Here is a 16,688-nt window from a genome sequence, read left to right as displayed (position 1 = left end):
TGTGCGCGCATCAAGTCATGGGTTTGCGCAGAGCGCAACCCGTTTGTTGGATCGGCGCCAGAGGCAGAGGGGAGCGGGGAGAAGCGCGGCCCGGCTGGCGCGGAGAGAGTGCCGGCGCGGGCGCCTCCCCTCTCGCGAAGGACATCTCCATGAACATCGTTTCGACCACACCTGCCGTTGCGCGGACTGCCGCTCCCCTCGACGCGCCGACGCCGGCCTCCATCAACAACGCCCAGGCAATCTATCAAGCGGCAATGCGGCTTCTGCCTTTCCTCGAGCAGGGCAAGCCTGTCACCACCGCCGCACTGCGCACCGCCATGACGACAGGTTTTGGCGGCAGCGATGCGCAAGGGTTCTGGGTCTGGAAGGACGCCTATGAGGCGCTCGAAGTCGCCCAGGTGCTGTTCTTGCGCCGGTTCGGCCCTGCGATCCTGTCCCGGTCCACCACGCCCCAGGCAACGCTGGCGATGATCAAGCGCATCGCCGACCTTCTTCCCACCCATACGCGACGGTCCGACGAGAGCCAGGCCATGCAGCAGCTGTCGACGCCCTTGCCGCTTGCCTTCGTGACAGCGCACGCCGCGGCGATCGCATCTTGCGACCTCGTTCTCGAACCCTCGGCCGGCACCGGTCTGCTCGCCGTCCATGCCGAGATGGCGCGCGCCTCGATCGCCCTCAACGAGCTTGCCGCGACGCGGGCCGATCTCCTCGGCCTGCTGTTTGCGCGCATGCCCGTCTCTCGGCACGACGCTGCCCATATCGACGATCATCTCGAACCTGCGATCAAGCCGTCCGTCGTCTTGATGAATCCGCCCTTCACCGTCGGCGCCTATGTCGACGGCCATGTCGCCGATGCGGCATGGCGGCACCTCTCCTCCGCATTCGCACGCCTGCGTCCGGGCGGGCGCCTGGTCGCCATCACCGGCACCGGGCTGTCTTCGGAAAGCCCCAAATGGCGGCCGGCCTTCGAACGGTTGCAGCAGCAGGGCACCATTGTCTTCACCGCAGCGATCGACGGCCGTGTCTATGCCCGCCATGGCACCACCACTGAGACCCGCCTGACAATTATCGACAAGGTACCGGCCACCGACCCGACCGGCTTCATCCGGTCGCCCGGCAAGGCCGCAGATGTCGAAACGTTGCTCTCCTGGATCACGGATCTGCCGCCCCGGACACCGGGCGGCTTTCCGGATTCGATCGGCGCTCTGTCGCACGGGATCCTGAGGAAGGCAGCAGCGCACATGGGTGCCCGATCGGGGGCGAGAGCCGCACCCCTCGCTGTCTCAACGGCTGCTCCGAAGGCCATCCAACCGTTCCGCCCGATTGCGCAGGCGAAACCCGCCCGCCAGGTCAAGGCAAACAGCACGCCGGCGGTCCCCCTCGCCTATGAGCTACGCGACTGGATGCCGGAGGAGGGCGGCCGGCTCACCGACACGATCTACGAACCCTACGCGCTCCAGTCGATCGACATTCCCCGCGCAAAACCGCATCCGACGCCGCTCGTGCAGTCGGCCGCAATGGCCGCCGTGGCGCCGCCAAAACCTTCCTATCGCCCGCTTCTTCCTGATGAGATCATCGACGAGGGCCTGCTGTCGGACGCCCAGCTCGAAAGCGTCATCTACGCCGGCGAAGCCCATTGCGGCTATCTCGCCGGGACCTGGACGGTCGACGAAACCTGCGATGTCGTCTCGGCCGCGCCAGAAGGTGCTGCGAACGCTGTCCGCTTTCGCCGTGGATGGTTTTTGGGCGATGGAACCGGCTGCGGCAAGGGACGGCAAGTCGCCGGCATCATCCTCGACAATTGGCTGCAGGGCCGCCGCCGTGCAATCTGGATTTCCAAGTCGGACAAATTGCTTGAGGACGCTCAGCGCGATTGGGCGGCACTTGGCCAGGAAAAACTCCTCGTCCAGCCACTGTCGCGCTATCGGCAGGGCACGCCGATCCGCCTTGCCGAGGGCATCCTGTTCACGACCTACGCCACGCTCCGCTCGCAGGAACGGGGAGGCAAGAAATCCCGGATAGGCCAGATCCTCGACTGGGTTGGACAAGAGGCGAGGGCCGAAGGCCCGGCGGGGACTGGAGAGAAGCCGGCGAGGAGGGACGAATGCCCGACGGGGAACAGAGAAAACTCGGCGGGAAGGAACGAAGGCCCGACGGGGATTAAAGAAAGCCAGACAGGGATTGGAGAAAACCAGTCGGGGGCCAAAAAATCTTTCGATGGCGTCATCATCTTTGACGAGGCGCACGCCATGGCCAATGCCGCTGGCGGCAAAAGCGAGCGTGGCGACGTCGCGCCCTCGCAGCAGGGCAGGGCGGGGCTGCGGCTGCAGCACGCCCTTCCCGACGCGCGCGTCGTCTACGTTTCCGCGACCGGTGCGACCGCCGTCGAGAACCTCGCCTATGCGCAGCGTCTCGGCATCTGGGGCAGCGAGGATTTTCCATTCGCCAACCGAGCCGAGTTCGTGGCAGCAATCGAGGACGGCGGTGTCGCGGCGATGGAAGTGCTCGCCCGCGATCTCAAGTCGCTTGGCCTCTATACGGCGCGTTCGCTCTCCTATGACGGTGTCGAATACGACTTGCTCGAGCATGAGCTGACCGACGAGCAGATTCGCATCTACAACGGCTATGCGGACGCCTTCCAGGTCATCCACAACAACCTGACCGCCGCACTCGAGGCGACCAACATCACCAGTGAGTCCGGCACGCTGAACCGCAACGCCAAGGCGGCGGCGCGCTCGGCGTTCGAGAGCACCAAGCAACGTTTTTTCTCGCATTTGATTACCTCGACGATGACGCCGACCCTGATCGGCGCGATCGGACAGGATCTTGCCGATGGCCATTCGGCAGTCGTGCAGATTGTCTCGACGGGCGAAGCGCTGATGGAACGACGCCTTGCCGAGATCCCGACCGAGGAATGGTCGGACCTGCATGTCGACGTCACGCCGCGCGAGTATGTCGGCGGGTACTTGATGCACTCCTTCCCCACCCAGTTGTTCGAGGAATATTCGGACGCCGAAGGCTATGTCTGTTCGCGGCCTGTCCACGACGAAGATGGCAACCCGGTTCAATGCCGGGAGGCTGTTCGCCGGCGCGACGAGATGATCGAAAAACTCGCATCGCTGCCGCCGGTCGGTAGCGCGCTCGATCAGATCATCCATCACTTTGGCGCCGACACCGTCGCCGAGGTGACCGGCCGGTCCCGCCGCATCGTGAAGAAGACCGGCCGCGACGGCATCGACCGGCTTGCCGTCGAGAATCGCCCTGGCTCGGCCAATCTCGCCGAGACCCAGAGCTTTATGGATGACGAGAAGCGCGTGCTGATCTTTTCGGACGCCGGCGGTACCGGCCGTTCGTATCACGCCGATCTCGGGGTCAGGAACCAGAGGCTGCGCAAGCACTATCTGCTCGAGGCCGGCTGGCGCGCGGACAACGCCATCCAGGGTCTCGGGCGGACCCACCGCACAAATCAGAAGCAACCGCCGCTGTTCCGGCCCATGGCCGCCAATGTGAAGGCCGGCAAACGCTTCCTGTCGACGATCGCCAGGCGGCTTGACACGCTGGGCGCGATCACGCGCGGCCAGCGCCAGACCGGCGGGGCAGGGCTGTTCCGTGCCGAGGACAATCTCGAAAGCCCCTACGCGCGGGCCGCACTTCGCCAATTCTACATGCTGCTGCATCAGGGCAGGATCGAGGGCTGCTCGCTCACGACCTTCGAGACCGTGACCGGCCTGTCGCTGACGACTGACGAGGGCGGGCTGCGCGACGAACTGCCGCCGATCACGACCTGGCTCAATCGCCTGCTGGCGCTGCGCATCGAAACCCAGAACCTGCTGTTCGAGGTGTTCGAGCAGTTGATGGCGGCGAAGGTCGAGGGCGCGATCGCTGCCGGCTCCTATGACAAAGGTCTGGAGACGATCACGGCGGAGAGCATCGTCGTCACCGATCGCCGCACCGTCTACTCGCACCCGGTCTCGGGCGCGCAGTCGCATGTGCTGACCGTCGCGCGCAAGGACCGTACACGGCCGCTCAGCCTCGTCGACGCGCTGGCCATCGTCCGGGCGGAACCGCAAGCGGTTCTGTTGGTGAACACGCGATCGAACCGCACGGCGATCCGGGTTCCCACGGCGAGCCTGATGCTCGACGACGGAACCGTCGAACACCGAGTGCGCCTGCTGCGGCCGACGGACGAACTGCGCTTCGGTCTCGACGCCCTTGCCGAGACCCACTGGCAGCCCGCCGACCGAAAACTGTTCTGCGAGCTGTGGCAGGCAGAAGTCACCGCCGTCCCGGAGTTCACCACCAGCACCTTTCACATCGTGACGGGTCTGCTGTTGCCGATCTGGCGTCGGCTGCCGGATCATGATTGTCAGGTCTACCGGATCCAGACCGATGCCGGCGAACGCATCATCGGTCGTCACATCGCGCCGACTCTTTTCGCGACCATGTTGCGCAATCTGGGGTTCGACGATGTACCCAAGCTCGCGCCGGAAGATGCCTGGACCGGGCTTGTCGACGGACGGATCGGACTGCAACTCGCCGATGGCCTGATTCTGCGCCGCAGCCGCGTCATGAACGACTACCGTGTCGAATTGATCGGCTTCATCGATGCCATGGTTCCCCGGCTGAAGGCGCTGGGACTGATCGCCGAGATCATCTCCTGGAAGCTCCGGCTGTTCATCCCGACGACCGAGGAAGGGTCCTCCATCCTCGCCTCCCTCTTCGATCGCCACACGCTGGTTGGCGTCACCGACCGTACCTCGGCGGCTTGAGGGGAGGCGATCATGACCGCCTCGGCCTCCGAGCTGGCACGCCGCCTTGGCGATCATGCCGAGGCGGTGTGCCGCGAATATCTCTCCAAGGGCCATCGCTCGGGCAATTACTGGATGGTGGGCGATGTCCGCAACACACGCGGCCGTTCCATGCATGTGCGGCTCAAGGCGGTTGGCGGCAAGGCAGCCGGAAAATGGGTCGACGAGTCATCGGGAGAATATGGCGACCTGCTTGACGTCATCGAGCAGAGCTGTGGTCTGGTCGACTTCCGCGAGGTCGCGGATGAAGCACGTCGCTTCCTCTCCATGCCGCTGCCACCGCCCCAAGCTCCTGACGCGCGGCGCCAGCTAGCCGCGAAACGCGGCTCTCCCGACGCCGCGCGTCGCCTGTTCGGCATGTCCCAGCCGATCGCCGGCACGTTGGCCGAACGCTATCTTGCCGGCCGCGGCATTCTGCTCTCCCCACGTGAGCGTGCCCTGCGCTTCCATCCCGGCTGTTACTACAGAGATCTCGTAACGGGCGAGACGCGGACGCTTCCTGCGCTGATTGCCGCTGTCACCAACCTCAACGGGCAGACCACAGGCCTGCAACGCACCTGGCTCGATGCTTCGGGCAACGGCAAGGCGCAGCTCGCCGATCCCCGCCGCTCGCTCGGGCATCTTCTTGGCAACGCCATATGGCTCGGCCACCAGCCCGGTGCGCCCGTCATGGCCGCCGGCGAGGGGTTCGAGACGATGGCGTCGCTCCGGACGGTGATGCCGGCGCTGCCGGTTGCCGCCGCCACTTCGGCCAATCACCTCGCCGGCCTGACCTTGCCGCCTGGCTGCCGTCGCCTCTACATCGCGGCCGATGCCGATGCCGCCGGCCGGCACGGCATCGAGCGTCTCAGCCAGCGAGCCGGCGAAGCCGGGATCCTCGCCCTGGTGTTGCGGCCGCAGCTCGGCGATTTCAACGACGACCTGCGTCATCTCGGCCCGGCCCATCTCGCGGCATGGCTCAGTGACCAGCTCGTCCCGGAGGATGCCCGTCTCTTCCTGCCGCCCGGATGAATGGGTCGGGCCGGCACGCGGGCCGGCGCGGCGTCGCCGGACAGCCTGCAGACATGGCGGCGCTCCACCAGAGAGGCCGCCCCCCCCCCCCGCCCCCGACGCGCCCCCACCCCCCCCCCCCCCCCCCCCCCCCCCCACGCCCCCCGCCCCCAGGGGGGGGCCCGGCCCCGCGGGGGCGCGCCGCGGTGGGGGGCGGCGGGGGGGGGCCGGCGGCGGGTATGCGCTGTCTGGCCGCGTTGGGGGCGGCCACAACCGACGGAGACACGCCGTGACCTACGAGCTTCCTCTCGACGACGCCTACGAGCCCTACCACGCCTCCTCGCCGACCGACCGCGTCATCCTCGAACTGCAGATGTACGGCCACCGTCCGCATCAGGACGAACCTGATCCTCGGCCACTTCCCGACGACGAGGTGATCCGGACTGGCCTCGCCGGGATCGTCGAGACCTTGGCCGGCATGCTCGGCGACACCAGGCTCGAACCCGATCTCGACGACCTGCTCTGGTCGTTCGCAAACGTCTTCCACCGTGCCGCCGAGCGCGTCGCCCGCAGCCTCGACCGCAACGAGGAGGCCCAGCGCTTGAGCCAGCAGGAACAGGACGGTTCCGAGGTGAAGTCGGTCGAGCTGGAACGGCTCACCGCCGAGGGCATCACCTACATCGAGCGCCGCAACGTGCTGGAAATCATGCGCGATGAGGCTGCCGACCTCTACGAGGCACAAACCGGATCGGCATGGCGGCCGCGCACCGGCTCCAAGGTCTCCCACCAGGCGATGACCGCTTCGGTGATCGACTCCAGAGACTTCCTCGCCGCCCGCCGCCACGCCGAAACCGAGGTGCTCGTTCCTGCCGGCACCAAGATTGCCTTCGCCGGTGGTCTCGACTGCAACGATCACGACCGGATCTGGAACGCGCTCGACAAGGCCCGCGAGAAGCATCCCGACATGGTCCTGCTCCACGGCGGCAGCCCGCGTGGCGCCGAACGCATCGCCGCCTGCTGGGCCGAGAACCGCAAGGTCACCCAGATCGCCTTCAAGCCGGACTGGACCCGGCACGCCAAGGCGGCTCCGTTCCGCCGCAACGACCAGCTTCTCTCGGTGGTGCCCTACGGCCTGATCGTCTTTCCCGGCTCCGGCATCACCGAGAACCTTGCCGACAAGGCGCGTCGGCTCGGCATCCCCGTGTGGCGGTTCGCGGAGGACGGCGCGTGAGCGCCGTTTTCTTGCAAATCTAGAAAATCCAGATAATATGGAGATCGATAAGGAGTCCAGCCATGCGCCAGTTCACGACGGGGGATCTCAACAAGCAGGTTGGCGACGTCACCGACGTTGCCAGCCGCGAACCCGTTATTCTTACCAAGCACCGGAAACCCCGGTTCGTGCTGATGAGTTACGAGCACTACGAACGGATGCGCATCGGCGGCGATCCCCGCCGCGCATACCGTGTCTCCGAGATGCCGGAGGAACACACGGAACTCTTCGCCGCCGAGATCGACCGATTGGCGCGCGGGGAAGGATACGATGAGGAGCGGTAGATTCCTGCCTGGTCAGGTGATCTCCTACCCGTATCTTTGGGCATGGCAACACGAGCGCGGCGAAACGGAAGACCGCAAGAGCCGGCCCACCTGCGTGGTCATCGCTGTCCGCGGCGCAAGAGATGGCCTGACCCATCTCGCGCTCCTGGCGATAACCACCCAGCCACCAACCAGCGATCGGGTCGGTTTGGAAATCTCCACTATCGAGTGCCGCCGCGCCGGTCTGACCGATCTCAAACGCTGCTGGATCGTGGTTGACGAATACAACTACGATATTGCCGAACGCTCCTGGTACATCGAAGCCGACGGTAAGCCCCTCGGTCGTTTCAGCAAGGCATTCATGATGAAAATCGCAGGCGCCTTTGTCGAAGGGCGCAGCGAGGGCCGCCGCGTCAGCCGTCTGGATTGACGTTCTCTTTCGCGGCCATGCGCTCGATCCAGGACGTGAGCCTCTGGCTGGCCGACAAAGACCACTAGCTCCAAGCGCGAAGCGCAACTAGCCAGATGCGCGTAGCGCCTCCGGCAGTTGCAGGATCCGGGCGCGCCGGCCTGCGGCCGGCCGGGCTCTCGTCGCGGCGTCCCGCCGCTTCCCGAGCCAGCTTTGCCGTCTCGGCCTTCGGGTGACGATCCCTCGCGCAGGGCCAGGGGAGAGGGCGGCCGGCGCGGGGCGGGGGACGCGGGAGAGAAGGGAAAGTCACCATGTCGATGATATTCATAGGTGGATCACGCGACATATTCGAGCTGCCGGAACCTGCCATCGCTCGCATCGGCGCAATCGTTGCTGCCGAGCACGGCGTGCTGGTTGGCGACGCGCCTGGAGCCGATGCCGAGGCGCAGGCCTGCTCGCCGGCTACAAGTACGAGCACGTCGGGGTCTTCCATGCCGGCAAGGAACCCCGCAACAATCTGGGCGACTGGGCCGCCTACCATGTTCCTTCTCCTGAAGGAGCTCACGAGCACTGGTTCCACGCCGCCAAGGACCGGGAGATGGTGCGGCGCGCCGACTTTGGGATGATGGTCTGGGACGGCGCATCACCGGGCACGGCCGTCAACGTGCTTCGGCTCGCCATCGCGAACAAGCCGTGCGTCATTTACGATCTGGCCAGGGGCCGGATGGCGACCACGTACAATGTGGAAGACTGGTGCGCGATGCTCCGCCATGCTGATCCGGACATTCGCCGCCAAGCCGAAGCCCGCATGACGCCGGATGAGCGTCTAACGTTGCCAGGATGATGGATGCGGTCCTGCCGACAGGCCCTGCGGGTTCAATCCGATATGTGATCCGGCTCCTCGCCGCCTAATCACTTGTATGAGCGGACGGAGCCGGCCCCTTTCGAAACCGGTCCACGCGCAGAGCCGCGGGGCGTTGTACGGATGGTTCATCTTGACCCGTCTCGCATCTGAAGCGGGTGAAAGTGTGCCGAACATCCTGGCTTGCTTGGTCATCCAACCTGGCTGCGAGGCATCGCCCAGAGGGCGTGAAGTTCGCTGCCAGTCGGCTCCGATCTCGAAACCGCTGTGACGCCATACCGAACGCGCTAGGCGGTTCACGCGCCATGCTGCTGTTTGAGGCATTGACGACGCAGGCGACATGACCCGAGAGGCTGCAGCCTGTTCCTGCGATCCGGCAGCATTGCGTCGGCGGTCAAGCGATGGCGGCCTGAGGTCTTGTCCATCTGCCGCATCCGGGGCCATTCCCGTTTCATGTCGCCTTTGTAGACGACCGCCTGCTTTGTGCGGTCAACCCCCGTTGGGGGTACACTCGGCGAATATTCAGGAAAATTCGATTTCTGTTTTTTGTCTGCGGGCAGGCGAAGGGCCTGCCCGCTATTTTTGGGCAAATAGAATTTTCCAGAATTTTCGCCGAGATGACCGCAGCAGGACGGCCCTCTCCTTTGGCGCCATCGGGAATGGTCCCGATGCAACCGAAGGAGAACTACCATGGCCACCACGATCGCAAACCTCACCACCAAGGCCGACGGCTCGATGGAAGGCGTCTTCGCCACGCTCCGGGTCAATGCCCCGATCACCCTCATCCCGAACACCAACAAGTCGCGCGAGGACGCCCCCGACTACCGGATCGTCAACAAGCGCACGGGCTTCGAGATCGGAGCCGGCTGGCACCGCATCTCCCAGCGTTCGGGCGAGGAATACCTCTCGGTCAAGCTGGAGGCCCCCGAGATCGGCGTCATCTTCGGCAATCTCGCTCCCGCCCCGGGTGGCGAGGAAAACAAGAAGGTCATCCTCTGGAACAACCCCCAGTGAGGCATTGGGGGCCGGCCCCGCGACGGGCCGGCTTCCCCACCGGCAAAAGGAGGTTGCAATGAGCCGCTACACCATCACTGTCACTGGCACCGTCACCGGAAAAGTCCGCTCGGATCCAGACGCTGTCATCGGTTACGACCCACCGCTTCGCACCTACTTCCTGCAAGCGTTCCCCCACGAAGTGACCGACGAGTCCGCGCTCTGGCTTGGCACCCGCGATCACGCGTCCGAAGCGCTTGAGGATCTTCGCCATGCAGCCATCTCACACGGCTACGACTTCATGCCGCTGTCGCCCAAACTGACCGCAAAGCTGGTCGACGACAAAGCGGCAGCCAGCGGGCGTCCGGTGCGAGACGCAATCCTCGGCGAGGTGCTGAAACACCTCAACCAACCCAAGTAGGCAAACACGTCTCAAGGGCCCGCGACGGAGTGCTCCGTCGCGGGCCCTTTTTTTGCGCGTCGCAAAAGAGCCACGAACATCACCCGTCGCGGCATGCGATAGCGACTCCCGACCGCTGATTATTCCTTCGGCAGTTTGTGCTTATGAATGCGGATATAATCCTGCACAGCCTTTCGCAGCAGTTCGGTCATGCTGTGCCCGTTGCTGATCGCCAGCAACTTGAACTGCCGCTGCTCCGCAGCCGTCAGGTAGTAACCGCAGCGGATCATCTCCTCCTCGCGAATCTTCTTTCCGGCGATGGGGTCCTTTTTCTGACCCTGCCGCAGCAGCTTGCGAAAATCGGGCCCGGCTGCCGGGGACGGCTTTGTCGGTTCCTGCATCTGTGGCGTAGCTTGCTGCCTGGTCCCTGACGTCTCGACCTTTGGTGGGATGAACAGGCTCGGCAGCGCTGGCGGCTGCGTGGAGATGGCCTTCATCATGCGGGCTTTCTTGTCGTCACCGGGTTTCGGCGCGGTTTCTTCACTCATGCCGCGTTCCTTGTGGCTTCGATGAAGGTTTGCAGAAGGTCGTCAAAGACCCCTTCGCTCTCGGCAACCGCCTTCGCGTCAGGCAGCTCGGGGCTGTAAAGGGTCTGCCCGGTCTGAAGGTCGCGGTAGGCAACGCGATTGTGCAGGACGTGTTCTGCAATGGGCGTGCCGTTGGCCTGGATGATGGCGCGCAGTTCGGTCAGAGCTCGCGCCCTGCCATCGATGATGGTCTGCTTGGTCAGCACGAATATCGCTGGCAACGGTCTCCCCCGGCTCTCGACCGCCAGTGGGATGTAGTGGTCGGTGATCTGGATGGCGGCGGTCACATCGTCGAGGGCAAAATAGACCGGCACGACGACAATATCGGCGGCGAAGAGCCCGGCCATGAGGTTATCGTTTGTGGTGCCTTCCGTATCGATCAAGACGACCGAGCGTTCACCGTTGTGAGTGGCTGCCGCGCGGAGGATTTCCTGCGGGGTCATCGCGCTCACTATCTGGAGCGTGTCAGGACAATTGCCAGCGTCGCCCAGCATCTGGAACCAGCGATTCATGTTCTGCCGCCGATCGCCGTCGATAAGGGTGACCGAATAGCCCCGATGCAGCGCGACGGATGCGAGGGCGCGCAGCATCGTCGATTTGCCAGTGCCGCCCTTGGGGATCGCAGCGGATATGATCATGGGGGCCTCCTTCCGGCGTTGTCTCCTTGTTTCCATGTTAACATGGAAACAAGTCAACATGGAACAATATCACGGTCGAGACATGGTGACATAGTCAACGGGGAAGACTGGTTTGGCAACCCAGGCGCGCACCAATAAGGGCTCGTTCACGGTGCGGTTTTTGCGCAGCTGCTATCTGCAGCGAAGGAATAGGTCCGGTGGCCCATCGACTGCGCATTTCCGACTACGCATCAGAGGGCGGATGTTTCCATGTTAACATGGAAACAAGTCCTCAACGCATCATAGACACACTACATCAAGTCACGATGGAAACACATCGCGACCGGCCCGCTGCGGTTGACAACTGGGCTGGTGAGAAAGGAACGTCGGCTTTGTCCTTTTCCATCTCCTCTGGCAGGATAGCCTATTTTGTGATACACACAAAATAGGCGGCGCGGCCCTGTCGGGCCTTAGCGCCCGCAAGCGGGCTTGAGAGATGGATGCAGGCGCCCAGAAAGCAGCGGTACAGAACGCGTCACGACGCTACGGCGAGGTGACGCACATCCGGTTTTCGGCTGACGAGCTGGCCAACCTTAAAGCCATTGCGGAGCGAGACGGCGTTACCGTCAGCGAGGTCGTCCGGCGTCTGGTGCGGGCAGAGGTCGGGCATCTGCCTATCGCATCAGAGGCGTTGCGGCCGGCGATCGTGGACATGACCGATCAGCTGCGGCGCGTTGGCATCAATTTCAATCAGGCCGTGCGCGCCATGAACGACGGCCGTGTTGCCCACGATGAGGATCTTGAACAGGCGCTGGTCGCCGTGGGCAACCTGGTGCGGCAGTTTCGCGAGGAACTGAAGGCGATGACTGGCGGGTCACGCAAGGCGAGGGAGGCCAGGCCATGAGCGGTCGTCTTGCTGGCTACGCGGCCGAAATCGAACGCTATCTGCGGGGCGAGTCCGGCGTGAAGCGTGAGGAGCTCGACGACGACAAGTCCGTGACGGGCATCCGACGCGCGGCCGGTGAATTCCAGGTGATGAAGAGTTATGAGCGGACCGGTGGCGGCGGACGCCTCGGGCAAGGAGGCGGCTCGACGGCAGGTGGCGGCAGGAGCGCCCATTGTTCGTCGCCGGGAGGATTGGGGGCGGCGGGGAGCTCCATGTCCAGCAGGGCACCGAAGTCCACTGCTGCTGCGAGTTCGCCCAAGGCCGCTAGCGCGCCGATCATGATCTATGGCGTCACGCTCGCCGGTTTCCGGCCGGAAGAGGAGGAGGAAGACTGGAAGCGGCGCGGCGGCGGTGGTCGTGGTGCTGTTCGTCCGAGCGGTACGGCACGAGCGGCGCGGACGGGCTATCAGGCGCGGGCCGTGGCGGCACGGGCAGGCTATGCGGCGGGCGCGCAGCCTGCCGTGTTCAAGGTCATGCCCAATCCGCCATCGACCAAGGAAGCTGCCGCCCGGCTGCTCAATTACATCGGGAAGCGCGAGGACGAAAAAGGCGAGAAACACGACATCGAGATTTTCGACGAGGACGGGCAGGTGCTTGCGACAGGTGCCGCAAGAAAGGCGTTCCTGGAATCGTTTTGCGAGACGTTCGAACCGCCCTTGGAAAACACCAATTTTATCGAGGTTCGCTTCGATCTCGCTAGCGAGGTCACCGATGCCGCCTTGAGCGAGGCGCTGAGCAAGGCCTTCGGGGCAAAACCGTTCATCTATGCGCAGGATGGACAGACGGTGGAGGTTTACGCGCATACCGATGAGCGGGCCGGACCGCTTGCCAAGGTGCTCGCCGGCGGTCGGGAAAAAAATTCGCGCAGCAAGGCGCTCGACAAGATCGAAGCGCGCCTGTCTGAAGCCATGGGCGAGGCGGGGGTGGTCGCCAAGGCAGAGGTAACGGCGGCCGTGAGCCGTGAACCCAAAGCGAAATATTTCCTGCAGAAGTTCATCCGCACCCACAGCCACATCCGCCACGCAAATGGCGAGCCTGTGCCTGCTGTGAAAAGCTCCACCAAGGCGGCGGCTTCGATCTATGAACAATGGCGCCCGCAGTTTTCGGGGCGTGAGCGGCGCAATGCCTATCACCTGCTTTTCTCGGCAAGAGCCGGCACCGATGCCAACGCCGTCATGGCTGCGGCGCGCGCCGTGCTCGAGGAGCGAGCGCCAGGATACAAGTTCGTCCTGGCGCATCACAAGGACACCAAGCACGTCCATATCCATGCGATGGTGCAGGCACGCTCTGCCGACGGCGAGCGCCTCAAATTCAACAAGCCAGATCTGGTGGCCTGGCGCGAGGCCTTTGCTGAAAAGGCACGCGAGAACGGCATTGCGATGGTGGCGACGCGGCGCATGGACCATGCGATGACGCGTCCGTTCACGAAGGAGCATGCCGGAGCCTACAGCCGCGCCCAGAGCGATCCGCGCTACCAGGTCAGCGCCAGGACGATCGAGCGGGTGGAGGCCAAGCGGCAACGCCGTTTGGATGGGCAATCCCTTGTCGTGAACGGCGATGCTATCGCTGCCGCATGGCAAAAGACTGTGACGACGATGCGGGCCGCGGGCGTAGTCGGTCAGGCTCTCACGGCAGCGGAGTCGATCGGCAACAATTTTCTGCAGTTCCGTCGCGACCGGACAGGGGAGGGGCAGCCAGGTCCTGCCGCGGGTCGCGGAGCTGATCAATCGGGGCAAAAGTCTTTCCTGTCCCATCCCGGTATGAGAGAATTGAATGCACTGCTAGGAGATTTGAACATGGCGCAAACCCCCTTGGAAATGCGGCGTCAGATGGCCCGCGTCAATCAGGCTCTGGACAACATGCGCGAGACGCTGCCGCCGGCCCATCAAGGACAGTTCGAACAGTATCGTGAAGAGGTGAACGACAAGATGCACGACCGTCTCGCGCGGCTACAATTCGAGCGGCAGCAGCAGCGTCGTGGTGGTGGCGGTGGCGAGCCGATCCCCGAGCGCGAGCCGCGAGGGCGAGACCTTCCAACTCGAGACGATCCCCGCGAGCCGGAGCAGCCGCGCACCGGCACCGAGCAGGAGAAGGTGGCAGCCAAGCAGAAGGACGCCAACAAACAGAAGGCACGGCAGTCGGAAGAGCAGGACCGCAAGACCCAGCGCTCAAATGATAACGATTACGAGCGCTGAGCCGAGCTCACTGCCGCCTGCGGCTAAAGAGACCGAGAGTGTTAGTGACCTCATGTGCCGAGGCCCATTTGGCGCCTACGAGATTCAGGATGATGGCCACGCAGATCTCACGCCGCGCATGATCTTGAAATCTGCTTTGTGCCGCATTGCAGGATGGACCGAAGCTAAGGCTGTGACAGGCTGGTTTTCAGGTCCGTCCAGGTAACCGCAGCGCCATTGGATCGATCGGTGACGGGCTCGAAGCCCGGTCGTAAGTTTGCTGATGGGTTAGGGTCCGGACTCATAACCGTCGGTCGACTGCGCTGGCGGCTCTGGTTGCCGTTAATCGCGGGGCGCTGAGCGGGGCTCGATAGGATCAACCGAACCTGCGATACTCAAGGCAATCTGTTGGAGTGATGATGCGCATCGTAACCCGTCTCACTGATCGGCTTAAACTGCAGCATCCGATCATCAGCGCGCCGATGGCATTCGCATCGGGCGGGGAACTCGCAGGTGCGGTCAGTTCAGCCGGAGGGCTTGGTCTTATCGGCGGCGGCTATGGCGACGCTGATTGGCTGACGCGAGAGTTCGAGCGATCTGGCAACCGACCTGTCGGCTGCGGCTTCATAACTTGGTCACTCGCCAGGAACCCGCGCCTGCTCGATAAGGCCTTGGAGCGGCGACCAAGTGCGATTTTCCTATCCTTTGGCGACCCGGCGCCTTTTTCGCCGGCGATACGGGCCGCCGGGGTCCCCTTGATCTGCCAGGTCCAGAGCCTCGACGACGCGCGCCGCGCTCTTGATGCCGGAGCCGACATTGTCGTCGCCCAAGGCGCGGAAGCCGGCGGTCACGGTGAGAAGCGAGCGACATTCACATTTGTTCCGGAGGTCGCGAACTTGGTACGGCGACGGGCGCCGGACACGCTCATCTGCGCGGCCGGTGGCATCGCCGATGGTCGTGGGCTTGCAGCGGCGCTGATGCTTGGCGCTGATGGCGTCGTGATGGGATCACGTTTCTGGGCCTCGTTGGAGGCTCTCGTTCATCCAAATCTGCACCAGGCTGCCCTTGCCGCGACCGGAGACGACACGGTTCGAACCTCGGTGATGGACCTAGCGCGCCGCCTGGATTGGCCATCGCGGTTTTCACTGCGCGTTCGGAAGAATGCTTTTACGGAAGCCTGGCACGGCAATGAGGCCCATCTCCTCGCCGACATTGACGCGCAGTCCGCTGCCTACCGGGAAGCGTGGGCAAGCGGCGATCCCACAATAGCCGCGATCATGATTGGTGAGGCCGCCGGCCTCATCCACGACATCGAGCCGGCGAGTGACATACTCCTTCGCACCGTTTCTGAAGCGATCACCCTGCTTCAGGGCGCAAGTTCGCTTCTGTTTGTCGAGGACAACTGTCACAGCCAGTAACTGACCGTAGCGGCTAGGCAGACGGCAGCGAGGAAGTTCGTGGCCGATCGATCGTATCTGGTGGCGATGCGGCGGAAATCCTTGAGCCGTCCGAACATGCGCTCGATGGCGTTGCGATCACGGTAGAGGAACGGGGAGAAGCAGTTCTTCCAGCGCCGGTTGGCTTCGGCGGAATGTTCGGCATCGCCCCTTTAGCCTAGACCTGTGGCGAATGGCATTGGTATCATAGCCCTTGTCGGCGTGCAGGATCGGGCTCTTGGGCATCTGCTCCAGAAGCAAATCTCCGGCGCTGCAATCGGCGACCTGGCCACCGGTCAAGAGGAAAGCGATCGGGCGGCACAGGCCATCGGTCAGGGCGTGGATCTTCGTGGTTCGCCCACCGCGCGACCGGCCGATCGCCTGATTTTGCTCCCCCCTTTGCCGCCAGAAGCGCAGCGATGCGCCTTCACGGCCGAAGAGTCGATCAGGACCTCAGCCGGAGGACCGCCAGCCGAGGCCAGGGCGTGGAAGATGTCGACCCAAACGCCTTTGGCAGCCCATCGGACAAAGCTATTGTAGAGCGTCTTTCTCGGCCCGTAGACTTGCGGGGCATCGACCCAGCGGCCGCCGGACTTGAGGACATGGACGATGCCGCTAATCGCTCGGCGGTCATCGACTCTTGGCTTGCCGCGCGTGTCGGTTGGCAGCAGCGCCTGCGGCCGCGAAACCTGCTCCTCCGTCAGCCAGAAATAATCGCGATTCATTTGTGGCCTCCCTTGGGAGACCGTGACTCATAAAACCACCGTCAGTGGAATCCCTTTATGGGTCCGGATCCTAGCCTGAAAAATTCATGGGGGTTGGTGGATGTGGCGCAAGCCGTTGAAATGACGTAGGATTTGGTTGCTTAAGCCGATCCGAACCATTTCCCGGAGACCACACCCACCATGAACGATCTTGCGCTGCCGCTGAGCG

At 63.9% G+C, this 16,688-nt stretch carries 13 protein-coding genes and 1 pseudogene; 11 read left to right on the top strand and 3 right to left on the bottom strand.

Going from position 1 to position 16,688, the window contains the following annotated elements; genetic code table 11:
• Nucleotides 1-149 precede the first annotated feature (149 nt).
• The 8 genes from NKJ40_RS26365 to NKJ40_RS26330 all read left to right on the top strand — a co-directional run bounded on the left by NKJ40_RS26365 (nucleotide 150) and on the right by NKJ40_RS26330 (nucleotide 10,016).
• Complete coding sequence (locus NKJ40_RS26365; RefSeq protein WP_352468581.1) at nucleotides 150-4,769, top strand: strawberry notch-like NTP hydrolase domain-containing protein; 4,620 nt, start codon at nucleotides 150-152, stop codon at nucleotides 4,767-4,769.
• Nucleotides 4,770-4,781: 12 nt separating this feature from the next.
• Nucleotides 4,782-5,819: a DUF7146 domain-containing protein gene (locus tag NKJ40_RS26360; protein ID WP_352468580.1), complete on the top strand. Its 1,038-nt coding sequence runs from the start codon at nucleotides 4,782-4,784 to the stop codon at nucleotides 5,817-5,819.
• Between the two features lie 268 nt (nucleotides 5,820-6,087).
• Nucleotides 6,088-7,029: a DUF2493 domain-containing protein gene (locus NKJ40_RS26355; RefSeq protein ID WP_352468579.1), complete on the top strand. Its 942-nt coding sequence runs from the start codon at nucleotides 6,088-6,090 to the stop codon at nucleotides 7,027-7,029.
• 62 nt (nucleotides 7,030-7,091) lie between these two features.
• The gene (locus NKJ40_RS26350; RefSeq protein WP_352468578.1) at nucleotides 7,092-7,352 is read left to right on the top strand and encodes a type II toxin-antitoxin system prevent-host-death family antitoxin; all 261 of its coding nucleotides are present in this window, start codon (nucleotides 7,092-7,094) and stop codon (nucleotides 7,350-7,352) included.
• Nucleotides 7,339-7,761 carry a hypothetical protein gene (locus tag NKJ40_RS26345; RefSeq protein ID WP_352468577.1) on the top strand — a complete coding sequence of 141 codons (423 nt, stop codon included), beginning with the start codon at nucleotides 7,339-7,341 and terminating at the stop codon, nucleotides 7,759-7,761. Before NKJ40_RS26350 ends, NKJ40_RS26345 begins: the two co-directional genes overlap by 14 nt.
• Before the next feature lie 577 nt (nucleotides 7,762-8,338).
• Nucleotides 8,339-8,584 (top strand): hypothetical protein, encoded by a 246-nt coding sequence (locus NKJ40_RS26340; protein ID WP_352468576.1) that lies wholly within the window; start codon nucleotides 8,339-8,341, stop codon nucleotides 8,582-8,584.
• 708 nt (nucleotides 8,585-9,292) lie between these two features.
• The gene (locus NKJ40_RS26335; protein ID WP_006205585.1) at nucleotides 9,293-9,616 is read left to right on the top strand and encodes a DUF736 domain-containing protein; all 324 of its coding nucleotides are present in this window, start codon (nucleotides 9,293-9,295) and stop codon (nucleotides 9,614-9,616) included.
• A gap of 58 nt (nucleotides 9,617-9,674) precedes the next feature.
• Nucleotides 9,675-10,016 carry a hypothetical protein gene (locus NKJ40_RS26330; protein ID WP_352468575.1) on the top strand — a complete coding sequence of 114 codons (342 nt, stop codon included), beginning with the start codon at nucleotides 9,675-9,677 and terminating at the stop codon, nucleotides 10,014-10,016.
• A gap of 119 nt (nucleotides 10,017-10,135) precedes the next feature.
• On the opposite strand, the gene NKJ40_RS26325 is transcribed toward NKJ40_RS26330, so the two are convergent.
• A complete protein-coding gene (locus NKJ40_RS26325; protein ID WP_352468574.1) occupies nucleotides 10,136-10,543 on the bottom strand; it encodes a hypothetical protein in 408 nt (135 codons plus the stop codon).
• Nucleotides 10,540-11,220, bottom strand: coding sequence for a nucleotide-binding protein (locus NKJ40_RS26320; protein ID WP_352468592.1), 681 nt, complete (start codon nucleotides 11,218-11,220; stop codon nucleotides 10,540-10,542). Before NKJ40_RS26320 ends, NKJ40_RS26325 begins: the two co-directional genes overlap by 4 nt.
• A 475-nt stretch (nucleotides 11,221-11,695) precedes the next feature.
• Here NKJ40_RS26320 and NKJ40_RS26315 point away from each other — a divergent pair, with 475 nt between their 5' ends.
• From NKJ40_RS26315 to NKJ40_RS26305, 3 genes are all read left to right on the top strand, one after another.
• The gene (locus NKJ40_RS26315; protein WP_023723225.1) at nucleotides 11,696-12,103 is read left to right on the top strand and encodes a hypothetical protein; all 408 of its coding nucleotides are present in this window, start codon (nucleotides 11,696-11,698) and stop codon (nucleotides 12,101-12,103) included.
• The gene (locus NKJ40_RS26310; RefSeq protein ID WP_352468573.1) at nucleotides 12,100-14,340 is read left to right on the top strand and encodes a relaxase/mobilization nuclease domain-containing protein; all 2,241 of its coding nucleotides are present in this window, start codon (nucleotides 12,100-12,102) and stop codon (nucleotides 14,338-14,340) included. Before NKJ40_RS26315 ends, NKJ40_RS26310 begins: the two co-directional genes overlap by 4 nt.
• A gap of 398 nt (nucleotides 14,341-14,738) precedes the next feature.
• Nucleotides 14,739-15,737 (top strand): NAD(P)H-dependent flavin oxidoreductase, encoded by a 999-nt coding sequence (locus NKJ40_RS26305; protein WP_036246111.1) that lies wholly within the window; start codon nucleotides 14,739-14,741, stop codon nucleotides 15,735-15,737.
• On the opposite strand, the pseudogene NKJ40_RS26300 reads toward NKJ40_RS26305, so the two are convergent.
• Nucleotides 15,725-16,480 (bottom strand): annotated as a pseudogene (locus tag NKJ40_RS26300) (IS5 family transposase). The gene NKJ40_RS26305 and the pseudogene NKJ40_RS26300 sit on opposite strands and share 13 nt — an antisense overlap.
• Between the last annotated feature and the right edge of the window lie 208 nt (nucleotides 16,481-16,688).

It is taken from the genome of Mesorhizobium sp. M0119 (assembly GCF_040322615.1).
Lineage (GTDB): Bacteria > Pseudomonadota > Alphaproteobacteria > Rhizobiales > Rhizobiaceae > Mesorhizobium.
This window is presented reverse-complemented; position numbering and strand designations above follow the sequence as displayed.